This window comes from Maribacter sp. HTCC2170 (genome assembly GCF_000153165.2).
Taxonomy (GTDB): domain Bacteria; phylum Bacteroidota; class Bacteroidia; order Flavobacteriales; family Flavobacteriaceae; genus Maribacter_A.
On record NC_014472.1, the window covers coordinates 3,099,789 to 3,124,606 of the forward strand.

Sequence of the window (24,818 nt, forward strand, 5' to 3'; positions counted from 1 at the left end):
TTATCGAGATTCCTATTTAATTTTTTCAGCTCGTTTGTAATATTGATGTTTATTTTCATATTTCAAACGATTTGGCTTTTTATAGATGATTTAGCGGGTAAGGGATTGGATATTATCATAATTGGTAAATTCCTTTTTTACCTAATGCCCAATTTAACAGAGAAGGTTCTTCCCCTTACTGTATTACTCTCCTCTATATTAACGTTCGGGACGCTGGCCGAGAACTATGAATTTGCTGCGATGAAAGCTTCGGGAATTTCATTGCAAAGGGCCATGCTAAGTTTAATCGTCTTTATTGTCTTTCTCGGTGGGGTCACTTTTTATTTCGCCAATAGTGTAATTCCCGCTTCAGAGCAAAAAATCTATAATCTAAGACGCAATATTGCCAAAGTAAAACCGGCAGTTGCAATTGTTGAAGGGGTTTTTAGTGATTTTGAAGGAGCAGACATGAACATTAAAGTGGATAAGAAACATGGCGAGAATGATCGTTTTCTTGAAAATGTTACCATACACCAGAAAACCAAAACTAAGGTAAATAGTACAGTGATAAAGGCAAAATCAGGAGAGCTTAAGAGTAGTGAAACGTCTGATATTTTGCAATTGGTCCTATACGACGGGCATTATTACCGAGATTTGCCTAAATCCTCAAAAAAGGCAAAAAACAAGCACCCTTTTGCAAAGGCTGATTTTGAAACATACACCATGAACATTGATCTTTCAGAGTTCAACAATGTTGATATGGACGAGGTGCGGGATAGAGAAACCGAAAAAATGAAAAATGTGTTTCGGTTAACGAAAGATATAGACTCTTTAAGGAAGGATAATTTAAGAATCGTTACAGCATTCTCTAAAAATATTAATGGCCGTGTGGGTGCGTTTGCTCCCCTAACGGGGCAAGATTCGACACATATCGAAAAAATGATGGCAAAGAATGCCCAGCTTTCCAAAAAACAGAAAAAACTAAAAGACAGTATTAATAATATTGAGATAAAATCTGTTGAAAATATTCTGGACTTATACCAAGATTGGCAAAGAATACAGTTAATGGGTGCTGCACAAACAAATGCCTCGAATATTCTTAACTCAATTCAAGGTAAAAAGAAAGAATTTGAAAATAGATATGAAATCTATAACCGACACATTATATCGTTGCATAAAAAATATGCCTTGGCCCTTTCCTGTGTAATTCTTTTCTTTGTTGGCGCTCCCTTAGGGGCTATAATAAGAAAGGGAGGAATAGGATTACCTATGGTGATAGCAATTGTTTTATTTCTGACCTATTATTTTATTGGCGTGTTTGCCGAGAACTACGCCAAAAAGAACGAAATTCACCCAATAATCGGTGCGTGGTTATCTACCATGATAATGTTACCTTTGAGCATTGTTTTGACCAAAAGGGCCACCGCAGATCGTGGTTTAATGAATTTAAATGGATTTGTAGAATTCTTTCAAAAGATTTTCAAAAAGAAAGATAAAGAAGCGGCGACAACATGATAACAAGCATGGAAAAAAGAATACAATTAAATACTATAGAGGAAGCCATTGCAGATGTTCGTAAAGGAAAGGTGATAATTGTAGTTGATGACGAAAATCGTGAAAATGAAGGTGATTTTATCGCTGCTGCCGAAATGGTAACACCAGAAATGATAAACTTCATGGCCAAACATGGCCGAGGGTTAATATGCGCTCCATTGACCGAAGATCGTTGCAAGGAATTGGATCTTGAAATGATGGTCCAAAATAACACGGTACTTCATCAAACCCAATTTACGGTATCGGTAGATTTGATAGGACATGGGTGTACAACGGGCATATCAGTTCATGACCGTTCAAAAACAATCCTATCGTTGGTTGACGACACGACAAAACCACATGATTTAGGACGCCCTGGGCACATTTTTCCGCTACGCGCAAAAAATGGTGGGGTATTAAGAAGAACAGGGCATACAGAGGCTGCTATTGATCTTGCTCGTCTTGCTGGTTATAAACCGGCGGGCATTCTTGTTGAAATTCTTAATGAAGATGGTACAATGGCCAGGTTACCACAGTTAGTGGAAGTGGCCAAGAATTTTGATCTAAAGATTATTTCAATCGAAGATCTTGTGGCCTATCGTATGGAACATGATAGTTTGATTGAAAAGAAAGAAGATTTTGAGATAACCACTCGCTTTGGCAATTTCAGATTACGAGCTTACCAACAAACAACAAATGATCAGGTGCATATAGCGTTGACGAAAGGCGATTGGAGTATAAATGAACCCATTCTTACCCGTATCAATGCTACTTTGGTGAACAATGATATTCTGGGTACTTTGACAAATAATCCTGACAAAAAATTGGAAGATATGTTCAAAGCAATCAATAACGAAGAAAAAGGTGCCTTTGTGTTTATCAACCAACAATCGCAATCGCTTAATCTATTGAACAGATTAACCGAATTGAAAAGTTTACAATCCAAAGGAGTTTATAAAGCTCCGAAAATTGATATGGATACTCGTGATTTTGGGGTTGGTGCTCAAATCTTGCACGACTTGAACATATCTAAAATAAAACTCCTCACAAATACGTTGCAAGAAAAACGTGTGGGTATAGTTGGTTATGGATTAGAAATAGTGGATTACGTAACCTACTAGTCAAGTATTGTTTTTAGGGTTTCGACCATCTTTTCTGCGCGTTCATGAACTTCGGACTCAGACCATCCCAGTTTTATCAAACAGGAAATATTACGGCTTATCCATTGGTCGGATTTTGAAAAATTAGATTGGCTATAATCAGGCATTTGGTTCAATACTTCGGCAGGCAGTTTACCCAAAGAAATGTTGTTAGTCAAATGATCCCAATTACGATAATAATGCCAATTATTGTCAAACCAATAAAAGCAACCATCCACTCCAGCAGTTGATAATGCATTTTGTGTACGTACTGCTTTTTCTTTGGTAGGCAGAAAAAAGCTTAAGAACGAATAGTTCTCAACTCCACCTTCCGGGACTCTCCTAAAAGTTACACCCCCAACTGCTTCCAAGGCATTTCTTAAAATGGTATAATTTCGTTCTTGAATATCCAAAAATTCATCCAATCTTCTTATTTGTGCGAGTCCAACTGCCGCATTCAATTCAGAAATTCGGTAATTATACCCCAAGAATGGATGAGTCTCCGCTCCCCTGTCATTCCCAACATGATTATGCCCATGATCGGAATAGTGATCGGCATTTTTATGGTATTTCTCATTATTTGTTATCACCGCACCGCCTTCTCCACAAGTAATGGTTTTCACATAGTCAAAAGAAAAGCAGCCTAAATCACCATAATTCCCCAATGCTTTTCCTTTGTAGCTTCCCCCTATGGCCTGGCAAGCATCTTCTAGCAGTAATAAACCATGTCTGTCGCATAACTCTTTCAAGGCATCTAAATTTGCCATAGAACCACACATATGAACTGACATAATAACCTTTGTGTTTTTGCCAATTGCCTTTTCTACAGCTTTTGGATCTAATGTCAAAGTATCGTCAACATCAACCAATATAGGAACTGCCCCAATTGCCAAAATAGATTCAAAACTTGCTACAAAAGTAAAAGTGGGCATAATGACCTCGTCTCCTGCACCAATACCAGCACTAGCTAAAGCCACGGTTAAAGCAGCTGTACCACTACTAAGCAATTGTGTATACTTGCTACCCATTCGCGATGAAATTTCGGCCTCCAGCTCTTTCGCTTTCCAATGACCATTCCGCATGCCATCGAAACCATAGCGCATCAAAACACTTGAGTCAAGGACGTCTTGTACTTCTTTTTTTTCTTTTTCACCAAAAAACTCAAAACCCGGCATTCAAATATATTTTATGGATTATTCAATAATTTCAATCACACTTTCTTCAATATCTTTTCTGACTTTTTTCAATTCTGAAAACATATCATCGGTTGCTCTGTAGCCCACAGGCAATACTAAAACTGAAGTTAGCCCTTTTTCGTCCAAATTTAAAAGACGATCATATTCCTTAGGAATAAAACCTTCCATGGGACATGAATCAATTTCTTCCATGGCACAATACGACAAAAGATTACCTAAAGCCAAATAAGCCTGATTCGTTGCCCAGCCCTTGACTTCTTTTTTTTCTTTCTTTGAAAAACTATTGACCAACGACTCTTCAAATGGTTTTAATATCGAATCACTCGTGCCCCTAGTACTTTTAACACGCTTAAAATACTGGGTAATGAATTTCTTATCAATTGTATTTTCCACGCAAAGTACCAATACGTGAGACGCGTCTTGAACCTGGGTCTGACCATAAGAATACTGTACCATCTGTTCTTGCAGCTCTTTATGTCTTACTACAATCATTTTAATAGGTTGTAAGCCATAAGAAGTAGCTGTTAAGTTAAAGGCATGCATTAAGCCCTCTACTTTTGTATTGGGCAATATTTTTGACGGGTCAAATTTTTTGACCGCATAACGCCATTTTAAATGTTCAATACTTTTCTCCATTTTCAATAAATTCATTTTCATTTATAAATCAAAAAACCACAATTTAATGGCCATAACTATTACCATGACCACTAAAAATGTTTTGATAAAACCATCTCCTTTTTTAACCGATATACGGCTAGATAGCCAAGCACCAAGCCCATTTCCCAAAGCCAATACGCCACCCACTTTCCAATTGACTTTGTCGTTTAGAGCAAAAACCACCAGGGCCGATAAGGTGTAAATGAATACTAAGACCACTTTAGTGGCATTGACCCTCACGAGGTTCATGCGATTCACATAATGCAAGAAAAGAATGATTATAAAACCGATACCAGCATTGATAAACCCTCCATAAATACCAAAAAAGAAAAATGCCAACAAAGAGATCCAGAGGTATTTACCGGTAGTACGTTCCGCAAGATCTTTAAAGTTTATTTTGGGCTTAAAAACGATAATCAAAACCACGGCTATCATTATTATGGCTAAAATCCGGTTAAAAGTCTCGCCTTTGATATCTATGGCAATCTGTGCCCCTATTATGGCACCTAAAAGTGCCGATATTCCTAAATAAATATTGAACGGAAACGTGGACACCCCTTTGCTTTTAAAACCAGCAGTCGCTATTGCGGTCTGAAAAACAATAGCCACTCTATTAGTGCCATTGGCCACACTGGGAGGTAAACCCAAAAATATGAGCACGGGAAGAGATATCAATGATGCACCACCAGCCACGGTATTAATAAACCCAACGGCAAACCCGACAACGACCAAAAGTGGATAATGGTACCATTCTTCCATTTGGCAAAAATAGCTTCTTGAAAAGAATAAATCAGCCTTTGAATAAAAATAATATTGAACTTTCCTTTTATAGAATTGAAAAAGGTTTCTATATTTGCATCCGCTAAGGAGAAATGGCAGAGTGGTCGAATGCGGTAGTCTTGAAAACTATTGAGGGTCACACCTCCGGGGGTTCGAATCCCTCTTTCTCCGCGAAATTAACCCATAACGTAAGTTGTGGGTTTTTTGTTTTGCTTAATACAAAAATATTATTTCATGATTTTTCATTTTCAAATTGATTAGAAGAATCATAATACAGTTTAATCATATTATTGCATCAGCTGGTTTAAAAACGTTATCCATATTCTATAATGGAAAATTAGTATTAATTTCTTTTAAACTTATCACATATAGTTACATACAGGTTTTATAAGAGCGATAATTCTTCCTTTATTATATTTTTAAAACCAACAATTGTAGATTTCACCGATGTGGTTTCTTGTTTATCGATTAAACAGACTATTTTCTTTGATGAGATTTGCGATTGAATTATCTTTGAAAATCGGGGCAAAACCATATCAGTTGGTCAAAATTGCTATTAAATTCCTTGAATTATGAAAAAACAATACCCCAAGCATCTTCCGCTTTACATTATCGGTTTATTTTTATGTTTATTGACTGGGTCTATTTCCAATTTAAATGCACAAATTAGTTTTACCAAAAGTAATTTGGATTTAAATGGGGAATTTAGTTTTGAGTTAGGTACGACTTCCATTATGTTTGGCCCAGATGGTAGATTTTATCTATCAGAATACCCTTCAGGGACCATTAGGATTTTAACCATTCAAAGAAGTGCAGCAAACAACTACATTGTTACGGATGTTGAAACACTTTCGGGTATTACCGATATTGTGAACCGCAATGATGACGGGACAACAAATACAGGAGAAACATATCGGGAAACCACTGGGCTCACAGTATCCGGTACGGCTGCAAATCCAATAATCTATGTAACTTCCAGTGACCCCAGAATTGGGGCGGGTTTTTCTGAGGGTGATGTTGACCTTGACACCAATTCAGGTATAGTTACAAGAATGACCTGGAATGGTGGCGCTTGGGACGTTGTGGATCTTGTTCGTGGCCTTCCTAGATCTGAAGAAAATCACGCTACAAACGGATTGGAGATTGTAAATATCAATGGGTCGGATTATTTAATTATCGCTAACGGTGGACATACAAATGGTGGTGCTCCTTCACAAAATTTCACCTACGTATGTGAATATGCCCTTTCGGGTGCAGTACTTTCAGTTAACCTAACGGCATTAAACGGTATGACTATAAACACTGATGGTAACGGAAGAAAATACATTTATGACCTACCTACAGTAGACGACCCAACTCGTGCCAATGCGAATGGTATTACAGATCCTGATACCCCAGGTTACGATGGGATTGACGTCAATGATCCTTTTGGAGGAAATGATGGATTAAATCAAGCGGTTGTTGTTCCAGGAGGCCCAGTTCAAATTGTTTCTCCTGGGTATCGAAATGCTTATGATTTAGTAGTTACCGAAAGTGGTGCACTGTACGTAACAGATAATGGGGCGAATGGAAATTGGGGAGGTTTTCCTGTTAATGAAGGAACCGGAGCTGTAACAAACGATTACGACCCTACAGAACCAGGTAGCACTTCACCTTCAGGTGGGGAACAAATTAATAATGAAGATCATTTGCAATTGGTAACAACTGATTTACAAAATTATACTTTTGGAAGCTATTATGGAGGGCATCCAAATCCTATTCGAGCAAATCCAAATGGTGCAGGGCTTTATACGGCTCCTCAGCAATTTGGTACTGTCGGGGCTGTATTCCGAACTATGAAATATGATCCAGATGGGTCTACACCAGGCTCAACAACAGACCCAAATATAGCCTTGCCAGCAAACTGGCCTCCCGTTGCTTCAGCAAATATTGACGAGGGAGATTGGAGAGGTCCTGGCGAAACCAATCCTGATGGTCCGGACGATAATGCTGTTACTATTTGGACAACCAATACGAACGGAATTGATGAATATACGGCTTCAAACTTTAGTAATGCAATGAAAGGTGACCTAATTGCCGGGGAAAACCATGGCTTAATTAAACGAGTAATATTAAATCCAAATGGTTCGCTAAATCAACTTATAGATCCTTTTGAAACAGGTATTGGAGGTGACGCACTTGGTATAACATGTAATAGTGATATCGACAACTTCCCAGGAACCATTTGGGCAGGTACCTTAAATGGTAAAATTGTGATTTTTGAACCTTCAGATTATAATAGCAACACTTGTCTTACACCAGGCGATCCTGGCTACGACGCTAATGCTGATTATGATGGTGATGGTTATACAAACCAAGATGAAGAGGATAACGGTACTGATGCATGTAACGGAGCTTCACAACCTAATGATTTTGACATGTCCGTAGGAGGTGTTTTAGTTTCCGATTTAAATGATTCAGACGATGATGCTGATGGGATAATCGATGCCAATGACCCTTTTCAGTTAGGAAATCCAAATACTAGTGGCAGTGATGCTTTTATTCTTCCAATAAGTAATGATCTGTTCAATACGCAGGTAAGTTTAGGAGGTTACGATAATCTTGGTCTTACAGGATTAATGAATAATGGAGATCCAAACCCTAATTGGTTAGATTGGTTGGATGACTCAGGTCAAGGACCGAACCCAGACGATATTTTAGGTGGAGCGTCGGGTTTGATGGTTATACAAATGACTTCAGGTACGGCAATGGGGGTGAATAACAACCAAGAGAAAGCATTTCAATATGGGATTCAAGCAGACCAGAATATAGGAAATTTCACTGTAATAGGAAACCTTCTTGATCTTTCAACATCTTTGGGTCTTTATGGAAATAGTTCAGTCATCGGCGGTGAACTTGGTTATTTTATCGGAGACGGAACGCAAAGTAATTACATTAAAATGGTCTTAACGACCAATGGATTAACAATTCTTCAGGAGATTAATGATAATCCGCAAACACCTATAAATGTGCCAATTGCCATACAAGATAGACCAACTACTGACATAGTTCTTTATTTTGTGATTGATCCATCAAATGGAGAAATAGAATTTGAATATGCAATAGATGGAGGTTCGAGAGTTTTGGCAGGAACACTAACTGCACAAGGGAGTATTCTTACAGCTATTCAGCAATCAAATTCCGATTTAGCAGTGGGCATAATAGGCACTTCAAATACATCTGGTGTTGAATTGGAAGGCACATTCGATTACTTAAATGTTATTTTAGAAAATAACTCAACAGCTATTAGAATAAATTCAGGAGGTCCACAGGTGGTTCATGATGGAAATATTTTTAATGCTGACCAACATTATGTTGGAGGGCAATCATATGTTAATGGAAATGCACAAGTTCCTGAATTATTCCAATCTGAGCATACTTCATCATCACTAACTTTTGACTATCAAATACCAGTTCAAAACGGAGACTATACAGTTATCTTACATTTTGCTGAGATTTATTGGGGAGCAACTGGAGGAGGATCAGGTGCGACTGGTATTAGGGTTTTCGATGTTAGTTTAGAAGGGTCTCTTGTATTGGATGATTATGATATCTATGATGATGTAGGAGCAGAAACTGAAGTTTCCAAATCTTTTGACATAACTGTATTAGATGGTTCTGTAGATATATATTTTTCAGCTTTAACAAGTACTGGTGGGGCAAACCAACCAAAAATATCGGCAATTGAAGTAATAGGAAACGCTAATGAAGCTCCAGTTGCTGTAGGGAGTTCATCACCTTCGAGTGGCGACATACCATTGGCTGTTTCGTTTACGGGAAGTAACTCTACCGATGACGTTCAGGTAGTGAGCTACACTTGGGACTTTAAAGATGGGACGCCAATTTCAACACTTGCCAACCCAACGCATACTTTTACCACTGCAGGAACTTATATTGTTGAGCTTACCGTTGAAGATGGAGAAGGCCTTACTGATTCAACTATTATAAGCATTGAAGCCAACACTCCAATTAATGAGCCTCCAGTTGCTGTTGCTACTGCCAATCCGTTAAGTGGAAATGTACCACTTCAAGTATCATTTATGGGAAGTAATTCAACTGATGATACTGCTGTTACTGGTTATCTATGGGATTTTAAAGATGGCTCTTCAACATCCGCAGAAATTAACCCAATTCATACTTTTACAACTGAGGGTACATATATTGTAGAACTAACAGTAGAAGATGTTGAGGGATTAAACGATGCAACAACTGTTACAATAGAAGTAAATATGCCACCAAATGAAGCTCCGGTTGCCGTGGCAAGTGCTATTCCTACAAATGGAACAATTCCTTTAGAAGTTACTTTTACAGGAAGTAATTCAACTGATGATGTTGCAGTTACAGCGTATTTATGGGATTTCAAGGATGGTACCGCAACGTCAACGACGATGAACCCAGTTCATATGTTTAGTAATGGAGGCACCTATATTGTTGAATTAACGGTTGAGGATGAAGAAAGTTTAACTGATACCACGACAATTACTATTATTGCAAGCACACCTTCCAATGAAGCACCAGTAGCGGTAGTGAGTGCATCTCCAATAAGTGGAACAATACCTTTGGAAGTTACATTTTCGGGTAGTAATTCAACTGACGATGTTGAGATTGTAAGTTATATATGGGATTTCAATGATGGTTCTTCAACATCTGATTTAGCAAACCCAATTCACACTTTTGTTCAAGCTGGCTCATATTTAGTTGAACTTTCAGTTACGGATGCGGAGGGCTTAAGTAATTCCAGTACCATTACAATCGTTGTTTCGGAAAGCACTGTTGACACAAATGAATTAAATGGATTATTAATAATTAATCCTGCGAAAGATGTCGCTCAGGTTCTTTTAATAGACAATGGAGAAGTAAGTAAAATTGTAAATAAAGTCTATCTACATGACTCAAGTGGACGATTGATTGGTTTATACAATCCTCGAGATATCTTCGCGCACGGACTCTATGAAATCCCTATTTCATCATTAAATAGTGGAAGTGTTTATTTCATTGGGTTTGAAATGAATGGCGGTGAAAAGATTGTTTTAGAATTAATAGTTAAGAATTAGTAATTATTATCCCAGCATTATGAAAAAATCATGCTTTAAGCCAAAGTTCAAGACTAATAAACTATTGTTTTCCAAAGGAAAATTTAGATTTATTCTAACTTTTATGTTAATAGGTTTGTATTCCTGTACTCATGATCGCCTTGTTAGCTCAGAGGATTTTGATAAAGATACAGATGGAGATGGAATTATTGATAGTGATGAAATGTTGAATGGCACTAACAAGAATGACCCTTGTGACCCTGTCCAATCTTCGGGTTATACGTCCTATGATCCATTAAACATATTATGGTCGATAGCCGATTGTGATAGTGATGGAACAATAAACTCTGATGAAGTAGAAAATAATAGCGACCCTTATGTAAATGAATCTTTAAATCCCGATGACAGAATTTATCCCATAGCCAGTTTTTTACCGACTTTATCGGAACTCATGCTATTTGAAGGAAATCTTTCAGATTTGAATTTTAATGAAACTGTCCATGAATACAGTATAAGTACTTCTGTTTTTTCTGATTATTCTAAAATATTACGTTCCATTGCACTTCCAAGAGGAACTCAAATGACATATAATGGTGAGGGCTTGTTCAATTTTCCAGAGAATACAATCCTAACCCAAACTTTTTATTATCTCAATGATGAAAGAGATCCGGATTTAGGTAAAAAAATAATTGAAACAAGAGTAATGATAAAGCTAAATGGAACTTGGACAACAGGAAACTATCTTTGGAACGAGCAACAGACTGAAGCCAATTATGACGAAAACATTCATTCAATTCAGATTGATTGGATTGACAATTCTGGTAATGATAGGTCCACTAACTATAAGGTACTTTCAAGTAACTTTTGTGTTCAATGTCATGACTATAATAGCACCACTCTTCCTATTGGACCTAAGGCAAGAGCTCTAAATTTTGTTTATAATGGAAGTAATCAAATACAAAAATTTATTGACTTGGAATTACTCGCTGGTGCTCCAGACATCTCACAAATAGAAATTCTACCCAATTGGTCTGATGAAACCAATACTTTAGAGGATCGCGCACGAGCCTATCTAGATGTTAATTGTGCACATTGTCACCAACCAGGAGGATCTTATAATGTGAATTATGGTGGAGAATTCGACCTTAGCTATGAAACATCTTTCGAGGATAGTAAAATCAATGATGTAAAAATACCTATTGTAGACCGAATGAGCAGTCCTGTATCCGGTTACTTCATGCCCTTAATCGGATCAACAGTAATTCATACAGAAGGATTTGATCTTATCGATACTTATATCGACTCCCTAGATTAATTAAATAATTCTAAGAGCAATTATTGAAGGGTTTATAGCTGATTATAGAAATAGGTGATACATATTAACTGAAAACCCTTGGAATTGGTAACTCCAAGGGTTTTCAGTTAATATGTTTGTCTTAATTATCGGTTAAAAATTTTTAATATAGTTAACTAACATCCACATTTCTTCTTCGTCGGGTATCAATTTTTCAAAACCTGTCATATCACCCCTCCCAATTGATATTTTATAATAAATACTACCATCGGATTGATTTTTAAATGAATCCAAGGTAAAGTCTTTTACTGGTGTTTCTACCAAATTAGCCTGTGCCCCATCTCCTTTACCCTTTTTTCCGTGACAAAATTTACAATACTTCGAATATACATCTAACCCTATTCTATCCTCATCATCAACATTAACATATGGATTTTTTAAATTTTGATATTCAACAGGTACATTCCAAGGCTCTTGATCGACTGATTTCATAACGGTCATAGATAATAAAGTAGCACTCCCAATTAGCACGGTACCAAGATGTAAGAACTTATTCTTCATAATTAAATTTCTTTTGAAAAGATGGTAGGAATCTAAAATTCATTTATCTTTTATTTAATAAAAATCTGGTTAATATTTCTGTTTATATGTATTGCACAAATCGTTCCAATTATGATAAGAGAATTAATATTCTGTTGATTTTTAAATAAAGCCGTTCATTTGCCTGAGATAAATGCAGTATACAATCATTTAAAATTTATAGACCCTTGTTATATTGAAGCCTATCAAGATATCTCCGTTGAAGAAATCATTTTGATTAAAAGAATAGTTTTTTTGGGGAACGATACCATTATAATTAGAAACAATTATTTGGAAGGCGTGGCCAGAAGTAGAAAACTCCACCCCTAGACTTAATCCCGGTTTAGGATCTAATCCTTCGCCATAATTCGTAAACGGTTGACTATAATCCACCAATATTGAAGTTTGAGGACTAACTTTATAGCGGGCCCCGAGTGCAGCACTAATTACATCATTTTTTTTACCTAGCTCAGCCAAATTATAGTGTGAAATACTAGGAGCTAGTTGCAAAGAAAAATTGCGATTGAACCTCCTGGAAATTATCAATTGGTGAAAGTATGAAAATCTATCTGTATCAAAATCAAATAATTCTTTGGGTCTGGCATCAATAACAAAATTGCCATAATAGGAGAGATTCACAGGTACTTTATCAGATCTAGTTTGCCTTAACAAGCTCACTTTTGTGTTAAAATCCTGAAGGCGATTAAATTTCGTTGTTCCAAAACCAACCGTCCATCCATCAAAAAAAGCATAGGTTAATCCTAGTCGTATATTTGCCGGAGCCCATAGTCCTGCAAGATCATTATTCCCCCCACTTATCAATCCGAATCTGTGATTAATATGCATTTCCATACTCTTTTTTGAAAAGAGTATGTTCGTTGGGTTATCTATGATAAACGAGCTTTCAAAAGCTGGGCGTTGGGGTTTCTCAGGAATGCTATCCTTTTTCCCTTGGGAAACCACTAAAAAAGGCGCGAGAGCAAAAGCAAAAAGAATTGATTTAATATTTTTTTTCATGTTCGAGGTAATTGAATACTAATTATTTAAAGCACCTTGTTCAATCCAAATCTTTACCAAGTTAATCTCAGTTGAAGGCAGGCTACCGCTAGAGGGCATAATAGTTGGATTTCCGATTAGTCTTTGATATAATACACTAGCTTCCAAATCATTGGCTTTAATCATTTCGTTTGTCACAATACTATTATATGAATTGCCTTCGGTCAAATCGGGTACAGCTTGGATTAATGGATGACAAGAAATACAACTAGCATTGAAAATTGGTTGAATATCTGTAGTAAAGGAAACAATTGTTGAAGAATCAATTTCTTCAGGTTCATCATAATAACAACCGAAAAAAGAAAACCCCAATGAAATCAATGATAGTTTTACTAAGGTTGATCGTAATACTTTTTTCATACTTTTTAATTTATTTTGAAGATATAATCAGCAGTCACATTAATTCAAAAAAGTAATATGCGAATTTAGTCATTGTGTTGGATGCATGATTGTTTTTATCCATTTATTCCCAACATAATGGATCCTAGTTGCCTATCTGCTATGAAAAGTAACGGGAAGAGATATACAAGTTTATTCAAATGCTGTTTACAGTTAATGGTTATCTTTAATTCAGGGCTTATATAAAACATATCTAATCTATAAAATTATACATTTTAATCCCTAACATTCATGACTTTTATCATATTTAGTACATTCCTAATAATTCAGAAATCAAGATTTATTAACTTATCTGAGGTTATAGTTATTTCTTAATTAAAATTCTTGATTAAAAAACGTAAACTCTTTTTTTTTTGGAACGAACAGAATACACCGAACAAAATGCTTTTTTATTCAATAAATAAGAAAAAGTCCTAAGGGTTATAATAAATGGCAGAGTGGTCTAATGCGGTAGTCTTGAAAATTATTGAGGGTCACACCTCCGGGGGTTCGAATCCCTCTTTCTCCGCGAAATTAACCCATAACGTAAGTTGTGAGTTTTTTGTTATCATATTTTTGGTCTTTTCTTTAATTGCCTAAATTGCCTATATGGAGCAACCTTTGGTCAGTATCCTTATTCCGTTTAAGAACACTGAAGAATACTTTTCAGAATGCCTTAGTTCAATTCTTTCCCAACAATATAAGAATTGGGAGGTTTTGGCCATTAATGACTCGTCATCAGATGAAAGTAAAGAGATAGCTCTCGATTTTTCCAAAAAAGATTCTCGGTTCAAAGTCATAGAAAATTCAGGAACTGGGATTATACACGCATTGCGGACTGGGTATGTGAGCTGTACCGGTCAACTAATCACCCGAATGGATTCCGACGATATTATGTTACCTGAAAGAATCGAAACTATGGTCAACTCTCTTATGATAAATGGTAAGGGTCATATTGCCGTTGGCAAAGTAAAATACTTTTCTGAACAAGGAATAAGTAACGGATATGAACGGTACGAAAAATGGCTGAACAAACTCACAAAAAATGGATCTAACTACTCAGAGATATACAAAGAATGTGTCATCCCATCCCCTTGCTGGATGGTGTTCAAAGAAGATTTAGACAGTTGTGGTGCATTTGAGTCCGAACGCTATCCTGAAGACTATGATCTTACTTTTCGTTTTTATGAAAACAATCTAAAATGTATTCCCTGTGATACAATTCTACACCATTGGAGGGACTATAGTACGAGAACTTCGAGAACAAGTGCGCATTACGCCGCCAATTACTTTTTAGATATTAAGCTGCATTATTTCCTGAAATTGGATTATGACCCTAAAAGACCGTTGGTTGTTTGGGGAGCGGGAAACAAAGGAAAGACAATTGCCAAAAAACTTATTGACAGAAAAATAGATTTTACGTGGATATGTGATAACCCAAACAAAATAGGCAAAAACATCTATGGTAAAAAACTTTACCATTTTGGAATTCTGAAGGAGATTGAAAACCCACAAAATATCATTACCGTTGCCAATGAAAAAGAGCAGGCATCGATAAAGGTTTTCTTTGAGTCATTGAACAAACTGCTAATGAAAGATTATTTCTTCTTTTGTTAAGAATCGAGTGCCTTGGAAAAAGATAGTTATTTTTCAAAAATGATAAGTTAATATGATACTGGCACTTGATACTTTTAACTATATTTGTCAAATCAAATTCAGGAATGCAGTTTAAATATCCAGAACTCCTTTGGGCCTTATTTCTACTACTGATTCCTATATTCATTCATCTTTTTCAGCTTAGAAGATTTAAGAAAACCCCTTTCACCAATGTAAAATTGTTGAAAAAAGTGGTTGCTGAGTCAAGAAAAAGCAATTCATTAAAAAAGTGGCTACTTCTTTTCACTAGATTATTGGTGTTCACATTTGTAATTGTTGCCTTTGCTCAACCTTTCTTTGCCAAGAAAAATGCAATGCAGCCCAAAGAAACTGTTATCTACTTGGATAATTCTTTTAGCATGCAGGCAAAATCGAAACAAGGAACTTTATTGGACAATGCTGTTCAAGAATTGCTTAAAAACGTTCCGTCCGATAAGAGTTTTAGCCTTTTTACCAATACTACGGAATACAGAAATGTGCAGCTTGCGAATATTCAAAATGAATTATTAAAATTAAAACCAACTTCTCAACAATTGGATTTTGAAGAAATACAACTAAAAGGGCACACATTTTTTTCAAAAGACGACAGCTCAATAAAAAATTTGGTTCTAATTTCAGATTTTCAACAAAGATCCGCTCCCCTTTCGATTAAGAATGAAAATGTCAAAAACCATTTGGTAAAGTTAACTGCCGATGAATTGCCCAATATAACGATTGATACATGTTACATTAGTAGAAACGGAACTGAAAATATTGAAATTACTGCCCAACTCTCCGCCTCTTCCAGTATTCAAGCCACACCAATCTCATTGTACAACAGTGATAAACTGATTGCAAAATCTTCTGCTCTCTTTAAAAACAATAAAGGGGAAATAATATTTACCGTTGGGGCAAATGAAGTAATAAATGGAAAAATTGAAATTACTGACAATCAGCTGGGTTATGATAATCTCCTCTATTTTAATATAGATGAAAAGGAAAAGCCTCATATACTTGTAATCGGAGATTCGTCTTCAGAATATTTAAAAAAGATTTATACAGAAGATGAATTTGTTTTCTCTTTATATTCCCTAAAGAACCTAAATTATAGGAACCTTGAGACACAAAATTTGATTGTGTTGAATGAAATAAAAAATATCCCCTCTTCACTAATTGCTAGTTTATCATCCTTTGTGGAAGACGGCGGCAATTTGGTTATTATTCCATCTATAAATGCCCAAATGGACAATTATAATCAATTGCTCTCCCGCTTGGCAATAGGTTCATTTATTGAACAAACGAACACCATGTCCAATATTACCCAAATAGCCTTCTCCCACCCACTCTATGAAAATGTTTTTGAAAAGAACATCAATAATTTCCAATACCCCAAAGTTTCCCAATTCTTTAAACTAAGATCCAATAGTGCATCGATCCTAAGATTCCAAAATGGGGATCCCTTTCTTGTAGGCACAAATCGCATTTATTTGTTTTCATCTTCATTGGATCTGCAAAATTCAAATTTTAAGCAATCCCCTCTTATAGTTCCTACATTTTATAAAATGGGAGTCAATAGTTTAAAAAGTACTGAATTGTACCATACTATGAGTAGCCTAGCTGTGGTGGACATCGTCAAAAAAATGACAAAAGATCATATTCTAAAGGTAACCAAAGAAGATATTGAATTTATTCCACAACAACGAAACCACGCGAATAAGGTTTCTCTAACTTTCAATGATAATCCCACAGAAGATGGTATTTACGGCATTTCAGAAAATGGAACATCAATAAGAAACATTAGTTTCAACTATCCACGAAAGGAAAGTAATCTTGTTTATGATGATCTGAGTGAGTTACCAACAATAAACAAACAGGATTCAATTACCAACTTATTTCAAGAACTGGAAAACAGTGATAGTATATCGGAGCTTTGGAAATGGTTTGTTATTTTAGCAGCACTCTTTATTCTTATTGAAGTGCTCATTATAAAATATTTAAAATGATCTATATAATCAATAGATAAACAAGCGGAAATGAACATACTTTTAAAATCTGCAAGAATAGTAAACGAGCAGAGTCAAGATTTGCACTTAAAAAAAAGAGATATCCTTATCAAAAATGGGATAATTGAAAAAATAGCATCAAAAATAGATCCGTCTAGAACGACGAAAGTGGTAAATCTGAAAAATTTACATGTTTCTTTAGGTTGGTTTGATAGCAGTGTGAGCTTCGGGGAACCAGGTTTCGAAGAAAGGGAAACGATAACAAACGGACTTAATGTCGCTGCAAAAAGCGGTTTTACCGACATTGTGTTAAACCCTAATACAAATCCAGTTCCTGATAGTAGTTCTGATATAGTCTTTATTAAGAATGCAGCAGAATCGTCAGCAACAAGTCTTTACCCTATAGGGAGTTTAACAATGAAATCACGAGGGATAGACTTGGCCGAACTGTATGACATGGGTAATGTAGGTGCGGTTGGATACTCTGATTTTAAATCACCGATTACAAACTCCAATCTTTTGAAAATTGCATTGCAATATGTTCAGAATTTTGACGGATTAGTCTATTCACAACCTTTAGACACTAAAATAGCGGGTAAAGGAATGGTCAATGAAGGACCAGTTTCAACAAAGTTGGGCTTAAAGGGAATCCCTGCTTTGGGCGAAGAACTTCAAATTGCACGAGACCTGTTTATATTGCAATATACTGGGGGTAAATTGCACATACCAACCATTTCTACGGCCAACGCTGTAAAACTTATTGCAGATGCCAAGAAAAAAGGATTGGATGTCAGCTGTAGTGTTGCTGTTCATAATTTAGTGTTTACAGACGAAGTATTGGAAGAATTTGATACTGCATACAAAGTAATGCCACCATTACGTTCAAAGAAAGACTCCAAAGCGCTGATTAAAGGACTTAAAGACGGGGTGGTTGATTTTGTTACATCGGACCATACACCGCTAAATGTAGAGTTGAAAAGAGTTGAATTTGACAATGCAGCCTATGGAGCAATTGGATTAGAAAGTGCTTTTGGCTTGCTGAACAAGACATTTGGTGCCGAGATATGTGTAGGGTTGTTGACCAAAGGTAGGGAGCGCTATGATATTGAGGAGAATAAACTTTCTGAAGGACACAGAGCATGTCTGACCCTATTTGATCCAGATGAAGAGTACAACTTTGAAAAAAACAATATCATTTCAACCTCAAAAAACAGTATGGCCGTAGGTCAAACTCTTAAAGGAAAAGTTTATGGTATTGTAAACAAGAATCAATTGATACTAGCATAGGCTTTTAATCAAATCATTCCGCTAAATTTCACACCATTTTTATGGACACTAAAAAAGAAGGAAAAACAACAGCTATAATAGCATATCTTACGATTATTGGGTCTTTGATAGCGATTACCATGAATATGGAGCCTAAAAATGAATTTGCCCGTTTTCACACAAGACAAGCTTTTGGTCTACATCTCATGTTTCATGGGTTTGCGCTATTTTCAAGTGTATGGTTCAATGAATTTGCGTTATACGGTCTTTATCTTTGTTATTTTATTCTCTGGATTTATGGTTTTCTTGGAGCTTTAAGTGATAAGAAACAAATGGTTCCTGCAATAGGTCCATATTTTCAAAAATGGTTTACTTTTATTTCATAATATGACAACTGCCCCGCTCTCACTTACTCATTTAATTAGACCATCATCTCTAAAAACTGGAAAACCTCCCGTTATATTCATGTTTCATGGATACGGTAGCAATGAAGAAGACCTTTTTTCATTTGCTCCGGAACTGCAAGCTGAGTTTTGCATAATTTCCGTACGTGCACCCTACCCAATGGAACCTTTTGGCAATGCCTGGTACGCCATAAATTTTGATGCTGAAAAAGGAAAATGGAGTGACGATAATCAGGCCATTGATTCCCGTGAAAAAATCGTTTCATTTATTGAGGAGGCCTGTACCACTTATTCGTTGGATACTGCCCGAATAACCTTATTGGGCTTTAGCCAAGGCACAATATTAAGCTATGCCGTAGCACTTTCATATCCGGAAAAAATAAAGAATGTTGTTGCCCTAAGTGGATACATAAACGAAAAAATAATTTCAGAAAAATCGGAAGAAAAAGACCACTCAAATTTAAAGATATATGCCTCTCACGGGCAAGTGGACCAAGTAATTCCTCCAGAATGGGCACAAAAGATACCCGGTCAATTAAAAAACTTAGGGGTTGACTATATATATGAAGAGTTCCCAGTAGGTCACGGTGTAGCTCCTCAAAACTTTTACTCTTTTAAAAAATGGTTGGAAGATAAAATCTAATTGCTTCTTGTGTATAAAAGATGGTCCGCCAACGTAAAGTCAACACCCATATCATCTTTTAATTCATATTTAATCAAAAGCTCACCCCAGAATTTACCATCGGAAAAATCGGCCACTATCCATTTATGATTTAGGATTTTAATTTTGTTCAACTTAAAATCACTCTCCATACCCTCATAAGGTATCAAAGGGTTATCCCCTTTGGATTCATTGGTTTCCAATAACTTATCGGCAATATAACGACTTGGGTTTTCCAATTCAAGATGATCATAATAGGCCAGGGCATCATCATTGTTTTCTAACGAAAAGTATTGCATGTCCAACACCTTTAGTTGTGAATTTTGAAGAGAATCTTTCAGATCGACAACACTTGATTTTAAGCTTTGGATTTTTAATTCTTTGTCTTTTTGCATTTTCCCATTGCTTACTACCATAAACAAACAAATAAGGGCAGTAAACACGAATAGGTATAAAAATATTTTACTTTTCATTGTAAGGTTTTATAAACTTAATTGAAGGTTGTCGTAGGCCAAATGTACATTATTTGGTAATTCTTTTTCTACCTCTTCATGAAATCCCAATAAGTGGCTAATGTGCGATAAATAAGCTTTCTTGGGGTTTACTTTTTCGATGAATTCCAAAGCCTCTTTTAGATTAAAATGAGAATGGTGCGGCTTTTTTCTCAAAGCGTTGACTACTAAAATATTAGAACCCTTTATTTTTTCAATTTCTTCATCATCGACTGTCTTTACATCTGTCAAATAGGTGAAACCATTAATTCGAAAACCAAAAACCTGCAATCTATTGTGGTGTGCATTAATGGGAACTACCATTTGACCTCCTAACACAAACGGTATATTATTCTGAATGATATTTACCTCTACGGCCGGTGCTCCAGGATAACGGTCTTCATTGGCAAAAATGTAATCAAAACGTGTCTTTAAAGATTCGGCGACCCTTTCGTGGGCGTAAATTGGTATATCTCCTTGTCTGAAGAAAAATGGTCGAATATCATCTATGCCCGCAGTGTGGTCGGCGTGTTCATGGGTGAAAAGAATACCATCAAGTTTAGACACGTTAGTAGTCAGCATTTGCTGCCGAAAATCAGGTCCACAATCAATTACATAATTGTAATCATCCCATGACAAAAGTACAGAAACCCTTAGTCGTTTATCTCTAGGATCCTCACTAAGGCAAACTGGGTGATCGCTCCCAATTACGGGGATTCCCTGCGATGTTCCCGTACCTAAAAAAGTAATATTCAACCCCTTGTCTATTTATTTCAAATTTATAACTATTTTATTTAATAGATTACCCAATCTTATTAACTTTGCCTTAAACAAAAACCATTTTATGTCTTCAGTTCTAAAAAGGGACACCGCATTTGAGAACATTCCTTCAATCAAGGCCAAAACCCTGAGAATAAACCTAAACCCCGACATTTACGGAACTTTTGCGGAAATTGGTGCAGGTCAAGAGACCGTAAGACATTTTTTTAGATCAGGTGGTGCTTCTGGAACTATTGCAAAGGCCATGAGTGCGTACGATAAGGAATTTAGTGATGCCATATATGGCGTTGAAGCAGATGGCCGTTATGTGACCCAACCTAGACTTAAAACTATGCTATCCCATGAAATGAGACTTATGGAGGAGCGAATTTCTAGGGACAAACATCCTGAAAGGCTTTATTTTTCGTATGCAAATACGGTTGCAACAATAGACTTTTCAAAAAGATATAAAGGACATGGATGGATAGGTATTAGATTTCAGTTAGAGCCAACACAGAAAGAGTTCGACGAAATAATACTCCACGTTCGTTTTAAGCAGAATGAAGCGCGATTACAGCAAGAAACTCTTGGAATATTAGGAGTTAACTTAATATATGGGGCGTTCTACAAATACCACAAGCCTAGAAAGCTTTTAAAATACTTGTATGACCATATTGATAGAGATACTATTGAACTGGACATGGTCAATTTTTCTGGACCAAATTTTAAAGGTGTTGATAATAGGCTGATGAGTTTACAATTGATCAGGAACGGCATGACCGATGCCGTTATGTTTGGACCTGACGGAAATAACCTTCTACCAGCTGCCAAGCTTTATAAAAAGAATATAATGGCACTTCGTGGAAGTTTTAGACCGGTCACGAAGGTAAATATGGATATGCTTGAAAAATCGTATGATATTTTTATACGAGATCAGGCTGTTGATGAAGAAAAGACTATTGTAATTTTTGAAATTACACTTTCAAACCTAAAAGCATCAGGTGAAATTGATGAACGTGATTTTATGGACAGGGCGGAATTACTCTGCTCTATGGGCCATACGGTTATGATATCCAATTTCCAAGAATATTACAAACTCGTTGAATACTTTAATAATTACACCAAGGCCAAAATAGGTTTGACCATGGGCGTGAATAACTTGGTCGATATATTTGATGAAAAGTACTATCGTCATTTGAGCGGTGGTATTCTTGAAGCTTTTGGTAAACTCTTCTTTAAAGAACTTCAAGTGTACTTGTACCCTATGAAAAATGCCGAAACTGGTCAAATAATGACAAGTAACAATGTTAAGGTTCATCCGAGAATGAAAGAGTTGTACAAGTTCTTTAAATACAATGGCAAGGTGATGGACATTATTGACTACGACCCTGAAATCATGCATATTTTCTCACGTGACGTATTCAAAAAAATTGTAAATCACGAAGAAGGTTGGGAAGATGCCCTACCTGAAGGAATTGCAGAAATCATAAAAGAAAAAAATCTTTTCGCCCCCAATCCCCAAAAAAAGGATAAGATTAAAGCGTAACGATTTAGATAATAAAAAAGCGTCCAGATAATGATTTGTCTGGACGCTTTTTTTGTGTAAAATTATTTACTAGTCCAGTAATTGGGCAGCATGGTCTTTAGTCTTTACCTTGTCTATGACCTTTATTACAATACCTTCCTCATTCATAACAAAGGATTTTCTGTGAATGCCATCATATTCTCTGCCCATAAACTTTTTACGTCCCCAAACGCCGAAAATGTTCAATACAGTATGATCTTCATCTGCCAATAATGGAAAAGGGAAATTGTACTTGTTCCTAAAATTAGTCTGCCTTTTTTCAGAATCGGCGCTTACACCCAGTAGTTCAAAACCTTGGGCCTGAAGTTCTCCGTAATTATCCCTCAGGTTACAAGCTTCAACTGTGCACCCTGGCGTACTAGCTTTTGGATAGAAGAAAACAATTAATTTTTTTCCTTTGAAATCTGAAAATTTTACTTCATTCCCATCTTGATCCTTTGAAATAAATTCAGGAACCTTGTCCCCCACTTTTAATGTATTCATTGTCTTTTTTTGTATAAATTAGCAAGCCTTTGTTAATAGCAAAATTAGGTTAATATGACTAAAAAGGAAAAGGTTGTCTTCGCAATAAATAAACTACAGGAATTATATCCCACTATACCCGTTCCATTAAATCACAAAGACCCTTATACGCTACTAATAGCAGTACTAATGTCTGCCCAAAGTACAGATGTTAGAGTCAACAAAATAACACCTTTATTATTTGATAGGGCAGACAACCCCCATGATATGGTTAAATTAACTGTGGAGGAAATTCGTGAAATCATCAAACCGGTCGGACTTTCCCCTATGAAATCAAAAGGTATCCATGGTTTATCCCAAATCTTGATTGATAAGTATGACGGTAAGGTACCCAACGATATTGCCTTATTAGAAGAATTACCGGCTGTAGGGCACAAAACGGCTAGTGTAGTTGTTTCCCAAGCCTTTGGGACTCCGGCCTTCCCTGTTGATACACACATTCACAGATTAATGTACCGCTGGGGTTTCACGAATGGTAAAAATGTGGTTCAAACAGAAAAGGATGCAAAACGAATATTTCCTAAAGCAATATGGAATGACCTTCACTTACAGATAATCTGGTATGGTCGCGAATATTCTCCGGCAAGAGGATGGGACCTTGAAAAGGATGTTATTACAAAAACAATCGGCAGAAAAACAGTGTTAAATAATTACTATAAATATAAAAAGACCCGTTAATTACGGGTCTATTTATTAATTCAAGTTTATTTCGAACTGTAAGTTATTTTGGTGAACAATACAGAAAGACTGGGAAAAACTAGTCAAAAACTGGATTGTTTCTCTGCAGGCCATCACTGGACTACTCTTTTTTTGATTCTCAAAGTAAATTTTTTCCATATTGATTATAGTATTGTTATGCTAGAATAACGCAACTAAAATCAAAATATTGTTTTTGGTAAACTAAGTACTATGAATTTGTAAGAACTATGTTGTTTTTATCGATGATCTTTCTAAGGTTGATTAAAGCATACCTCATTCTTCCTAGAGCAGTGTTTATACTAACTCCCGTATTTTCAGAAATCTCCTTGAAGCTCATATCCTTGTAGATACGCATGAAAAGTACCTCTCTCTGGTCATCTGGTAATTCATCTATAAGATATCTTAAATCTGAATTGATCTGATCCTTGATTAATTGCTTTTCGGCATTAAGCTTATCATCCCCGATAACAGAAAAAATATTAAAGTCATCATTGCCTTCAAACATCGGCATTCTTTTGTTCTTTCTAAAATGGTCAATAATAAGATTATGTGCAATTCGCATTACCCAAGGTAAAAATTTACCTTCCTCACTATATGATCCTTTTTTTAAGGTCTTGATTACCTTGATGAAAGTATCTTGAAAAATATCTTCTGTGATATCCCTGTCCAATACTTTGGAATAAATAAAACTTGAAATACGTTGATTGTGTCTATTGATCAAAACCTCTAGGGCTTTTTCATCTCCACTAATATAATCTCTTACTAATACTGAATCTTCTATTTGTAGTTCCATACAAATTACTGTTTTTTTTAAGATTAGGGGCTTTCTGGTTAAAGCTTAATTTTAGTTACTTGGTCTTACTTTGAGATCTTAACACGATTATTATAAAAACTGTGCTATTCTTTAATTATGACTTAAAACTAGATAAAAGGGGGTGTGTGGAAAAAACTATGTTGTCAAACCCTTGGATTTTGATGTGAAACAATCATTTTTGATTTTTATCACAATAATTTAGGATTATAGAAGTTGCACCGACCATTCACATCAATACCTAATATTCAACCTAATTGCACTATGTTTTAATCGAATAGTTGAAAATTGAATCGGGAAAGGGTACAAAAAAACCCTT

21 protein-coding genes and 1 tRNA gene are annotated in these 24,818 nt (G+C 36.0%); 12 read left to right on the plus strand and 10 right to left on the minus strand.

Annotation, left to right across the window (positions count from 1 at the left end; all coding sequences use genetic code 11):
* The first annotated feature begins 45 nt into the window (after window positions 1-45).
* Window positions 46-1,494 carry an LptF/LptG family permease gene (locus FB2170_RS13515; protein WP_013307133.1) on the plus strand — a complete coding sequence of 483 codons (1,449 nt, stop codon included), beginning with the start codon at window positions 46-48 and terminating at the stop codon, window positions 1,492-1,494.
* Between the two features lie 8 nt (window positions 1,495-1,502).
* Window positions 1,503-2,633, plus strand: a complete 1,131-nt coding sequence (gene ribB / locus FB2170_RS13520) for a 3,4-dihydroxy-2-butanone-4-phosphate synthase (RefSeq protein WP_237701135.1) — start codon at window positions 1,503-1,505, stop codon at window positions 2,631-2,633.
* Here the strand turns inward: ribB and FB2170_RS13525 are convergent.
* The 3 genes from FB2170_RS13525 to FB2170_RS13535 are packed head-to-tail and all read right to left on the minus strand — an operon-like array spanning window position 2,630 to window position 5,263.
* Entirely contained in the window at window positions 2,630-3,826 is a 1,197-nt protein-coding gene (locus tag FB2170_RS13525; RefSeq protein ID WP_013307135.1) for a DegT/DnrJ/EryC1/StrS family aminotransferase, read from the minus strand. The genes ribB and FB2170_RS13525 overlap by 4 nt on opposite strands.
* Window positions 3,827-3,844: 18 nt before the next feature.
* Complete coding sequence (locus FB2170_RS13530) at window positions 3,845-4,483, minus strand: NAD(P)H-dependent oxidoreductase (RefSeq protein WP_041633239.1); 639 nt, start codon at window positions 4,481-4,483, stop codon at window positions 3,845-3,847.
* A gap of 21 nt (window positions 4,484-4,504) precedes the next feature.
* Window positions 4,505-5,263, minus strand: coding sequence for a sulfite exporter TauE/SafE family protein (locus FB2170_RS13535; protein WP_041632869.1), 759 nt, complete (start codon window positions 5,261-5,263; stop codon window positions 4,505-4,507).
* Between the two features lie 107 nt (window positions 5,264-5,370).
* Between FB2170_RS13535 and FB2170_RS13540 the strand changes: the two genes are divergently transcribed.
* The 3 genes from FB2170_RS13540 to FB2170_RS13550 all read left to right on the plus strand — a co-directional run bounded on the left by FB2170_RS13540 (window position 5,371) and on the right by FB2170_RS13550 (window position 11,671).
* Window positions 5,371-5,455: transfer RNA gene (locus FB2170_RS13540), tRNA-Ser, on the plus strand.
* Between the two features lie 401 nt (window positions 5,456-5,856).
* Window positions 5,857-10,377, plus strand: a complete 4,521-nt coding sequence (locus FB2170_RS13545) for a PKD domain-containing protein (RefSeq protein ID WP_013307139.1) — start codon at window positions 5,857-5,859, stop codon at window positions 10,375-10,377.
* 103 nt (window positions 10,378-10,480) lie between these two features.
* Window positions 10,481-11,671 (plus strand): hypothetical protein, encoded by a 1,191-nt coding sequence (locus FB2170_RS13550; protein WP_049782654.1) that lies wholly within the window; start codon window positions 10,481-10,483, stop codon window positions 11,669-11,671.
* A gap of 132 nt (window positions 11,672-11,803) precedes the next feature.
* On the opposite strand, the gene FB2170_RS13555 is transcribed toward FB2170_RS13550, so the two are convergent.
* The 3 genes from FB2170_RS13555 to FB2170_RS13565 form a co-directional block, all read right to left on the minus strand.
* On the minus strand, window positions 11,804-12,211 hold the full coding sequence (locus FB2170_RS13555) for a c-type cytochrome (RefSeq protein WP_013307141.1): 408 nt from the start codon (window positions 12,209-12,211) through the stop codon (window positions 11,804-11,806).
* 189 nt (window positions 12,212-12,400) lie between these two features.
* Window positions 12,401-13,246, minus strand: coding sequence for a DUF5777 family beta-barrel protein (locus tag FB2170_RS13560; RefSeq protein WP_013307142.1), 846 nt, complete (start codon window positions 13,244-13,246; stop codon window positions 12,401-12,403).
* 18 nt (window positions 13,247-13,264) lie between these two features.
* A complete protein-coding gene (locus tag FB2170_RS13565) occupies window positions 13,265-13,645 on the minus strand; it encodes a hypothetical protein (protein ID WP_013307143.1) in 381 nt (126 codons plus the stop codon).
* 627 nt (window positions 13,646-14,272) lie between these two features.
* On the opposite strand from FB2170_RS13565, the gene FB2170_RS13570 reads away from it, so the two are divergent.
* The 5 genes from FB2170_RS13570 to FB2170_RS13590 all read left to right on the plus strand — a co-directional run bounded on the left by FB2170_RS13570 (window position 14,273) and on the right by FB2170_RS13590 (window position 19,614).
* Window positions 14,273-15,280, plus strand: coding sequence for a glycosyltransferase family 2 protein (locus FB2170_RS13570; RefSeq protein ID WP_013307144.1), 1,008 nt, complete (start codon window positions 14,273-14,275; stop codon window positions 15,278-15,280).
* A 104-nt stretch (window positions 15,281-15,384) separates the two neighbouring features.
* Complete coding sequence (locus tag FB2170_RS13575) at window positions 15,385-17,301, plus strand: BatA domain-containing protein (protein WP_013307145.1); 1,917 nt, start codon at window positions 15,385-15,387, stop codon at window positions 17,299-17,301.
* A gap of 30 nt (window positions 17,302-17,331) precedes the next feature.
* Entirely contained in the window at window positions 17,332-18,588 is a 1,257-nt protein-coding gene (locus FB2170_RS13580) for a dihydroorotase (RefSeq protein ID WP_013307146.1), read from the plus strand.
* A 41-nt stretch (window positions 18,589-18,629) separates the two neighbouring features.
* Window positions 18,630-18,953, plus strand: a complete 324-nt coding sequence (locus tag FB2170_RS13585) for a hypothetical protein (RefSeq protein ID WP_013307147.1) — start codon at window positions 18,630-18,632, stop codon at window positions 18,951-18,953.
* A 1-nt stretch (window position 18,954) separates the two neighbouring features.
* Window positions 18,955-19,614, plus strand: coding sequence for an alpha/beta hydrolase (locus FB2170_RS13590; protein ID WP_041632870.1), 660 nt, complete (start codon window positions 18,955-18,957; stop codon window positions 19,612-19,614).
* Here FB2170_RS13590 and FB2170_RS13595 read toward each other — a convergent pair.
* A complete protein-coding gene (locus tag FB2170_RS13595) occupies window positions 19,611-20,105 on the minus strand; it encodes a hypothetical protein (RefSeq protein WP_013307149.1) in 495 nt (164 codons plus the stop codon). The two genes, FB2170_RS13590 and FB2170_RS13595, sit on opposite strands and share 4 nt — an antisense overlap.
* A 9-nt stretch (window positions 20,106-20,114) precedes the next feature.
* The gene (locus FB2170_RS13600; RefSeq protein ID WP_013307150.1) at window positions 20,115-20,879 is read right to left on the minus strand and encodes an MBL fold metallo-hydrolase; all 765 of its coding nucleotides are present in this window, start codon (window positions 20,877-20,879) and stop codon (window positions 20,115-20,117) included.
* Between the two features lie 88 nt (window positions 20,880-20,967).
* Here FB2170_RS13600 and FB2170_RS13605 point away from each other — a divergent pair, with 88 nt between their 5' ends.
* Window positions 20,968-22,428, plus strand: a complete 1,461-nt coding sequence (locus FB2170_RS13605) for a hypothetical protein (protein WP_013307151.1) — start codon at window positions 20,968-20,970, stop codon at window positions 22,426-22,428.
* 69 nt (window positions 22,429-22,497) lie between these two features.
* On the opposite strand, the gene bcp is transcribed toward FB2170_RS13605, so the two are convergent.
* Window positions 22,498-22,950 carry a thioredoxin-dependent thiol peroxidase gene (bcp, locus tag FB2170_RS13610; protein WP_013307152.1) on the minus strand — a complete coding sequence of 151 codons (453 nt, stop codon included), beginning with the start codon at window positions 22,948-22,950 and terminating at the stop codon, window positions 22,498-22,500.
* Window positions 22,951-23,004: 54 nt separating this feature from the next.
* Between bcp and FB2170_RS13615 the strand changes: the two genes are divergently transcribed.
* Entirely contained in the window at window positions 23,005-23,667 is a 663-nt protein-coding gene (locus tag FB2170_RS13615; protein WP_013307153.1) for an endonuclease III domain-containing protein, read from the plus strand.
* 229 nt (window positions 23,668-23,896) lie between these two features.
* Here the strand turns inward: FB2170_RS13615 and FB2170_RS13620 are convergent, their stop codons facing one another.
* Entirely contained in the window at window positions 23,897-24,481 is a 585-nt protein-coding gene (locus FB2170_RS13620) for an RNA polymerase sigma factor (RefSeq protein ID WP_013307154.1), read from the minus strand.
* Window positions 24,482-24,818: the final 337 nt, after the last annotated feature.

Bases quoted from the DNA above. Each gene is read 5' to 3' on its own strand.
- FB2170_RS13535 (WP_041632869.1), bottom strand. From the start codon at position 5,263: ATGGAAGAATGGTACCATTATCCACTTTTGGTCGTTGTCGGGTTTGCC.
- FB2170_RS13590 (WP_041632870.1), top strand. From the start codon at position 18,955: ATGACAACTGCCCCGCTCTCACTTACTCATTTAATTAGACCATCATCT.
- bcp (WP_013307152.1), bottom strand. From the start codon at position 22,950: ATGAATACATTAAAAGTGGGGGACAAGGTTCCTGAATTTATTTCAAAG.
- ribB (WP_237701135.1), top strand. From the start codon at position 1,503: ATGGAAAAAAGAATACAATTAAATACTATAGAGGAAGCCATTGCAGAT.
- FB2170_RS13525 (WP_013307135.1), bottom strand. From the start codon at position 3,826: ATGCCGGGTTTTGAGTTTTTTGGTGAAAAAGAAAAAAAAGAAGTACAA.
- FB2170_RS13620 (WP_013307154.1), bottom strand. From the start codon at position 24,481: ATGGAACTACAAATAGAAGATTCAGTATTAGTAAGAGATTATATTAGT.
- FB2170_RS13570 (WP_013307144.1), top strand. From the start codon at position 14,273: ATGGAGCAACCTTTGGTCAGTATCCTTATTCCGTTTAAGAACACTGAA.
- FB2170_RS13550 (WP_049782654.1), top strand. From the start codon at position 10,481: ATGTTAATAGGTTTGTATTCCTGTACTCATGATCGCCTTGTTAGCTCA.
- FB2170_RS13580 (WP_013307146.1), top strand. From the start codon at position 17,332: ATGAACATACTTTTAAAATCTGCAAGAATAGTAAACGAGCAGAGTCAA.
- FB2170_RS13565 (WP_013307143.1), bottom strand. From the start codon at position 13,645: ATGAAAAAAGTATTACGATCAACCTTAGTAAAACTATCATTGATTTCA.
- FB2170_RS13560 (WP_013307142.1), bottom strand. From the start codon at position 13,246: ATGAAAAAAAATATTAAATCAATTCTTTTTGCTTTTGCTCTCGCGCCT.
- FB2170_RS13530 (WP_041633239.1), bottom strand. From the start codon at position 4,483: ATGGAGAAAAGTATTGAACATTTAAAATGGCGTTATGCGGTCAAAAAA.
- FB2170_RS13595 (WP_013307149.1), bottom strand. From the start codon at position 20,105: ATGAAAAGTAAAATATTTTTATACCTATTCGTGTTTACTGCCCTTATT.
- FB2170_RS13615 (WP_013307153.1), top strand. From the start codon at position 23,005: ATGACTAAAAAGGAAAAGGTTGTCTTCGCAATAAATAAACTACAGGAA.
- FB2170_RS13515 (WP_013307133.1), top strand. From the start codon at position 46: ATGTTTATTTTCATATTTCAAACGATTTGGCTTTTTATAGATGATTTA.
- FB2170_RS13545 (WP_013307139.1), top strand. From the start codon at position 5,857: ATGAAAAAACAATACCCCAAGCATCTTCCGCTTTACATTATCGGTTTA.
- FB2170_RS13605 (WP_013307151.1), top strand. From the start codon at position 20,968: ATGTCTTCAGTTCTAAAAAGGGACACCGCATTTGAGAACATTCCTTCA.
- FB2170_RS13585 (WP_013307147.1), top strand. From the start codon at position 18,630: ATGGACACTAAAAAAGAAGGAAAAACAACAGCTATAATAGCATATCTT.
- FB2170_RS13555 (WP_013307141.1), bottom strand. From the start codon at position 12,211: ATGAAGAATAAGTTCTTACATCTTGGTACCGTGCTAATTGGGAGTGCT.
- FB2170_RS13575 (WP_013307145.1), top strand. From the start codon at position 15,385: ATGCAGTTTAAATATCCAGAACTCCTTTGGGCCTTATTTCTACTACTG.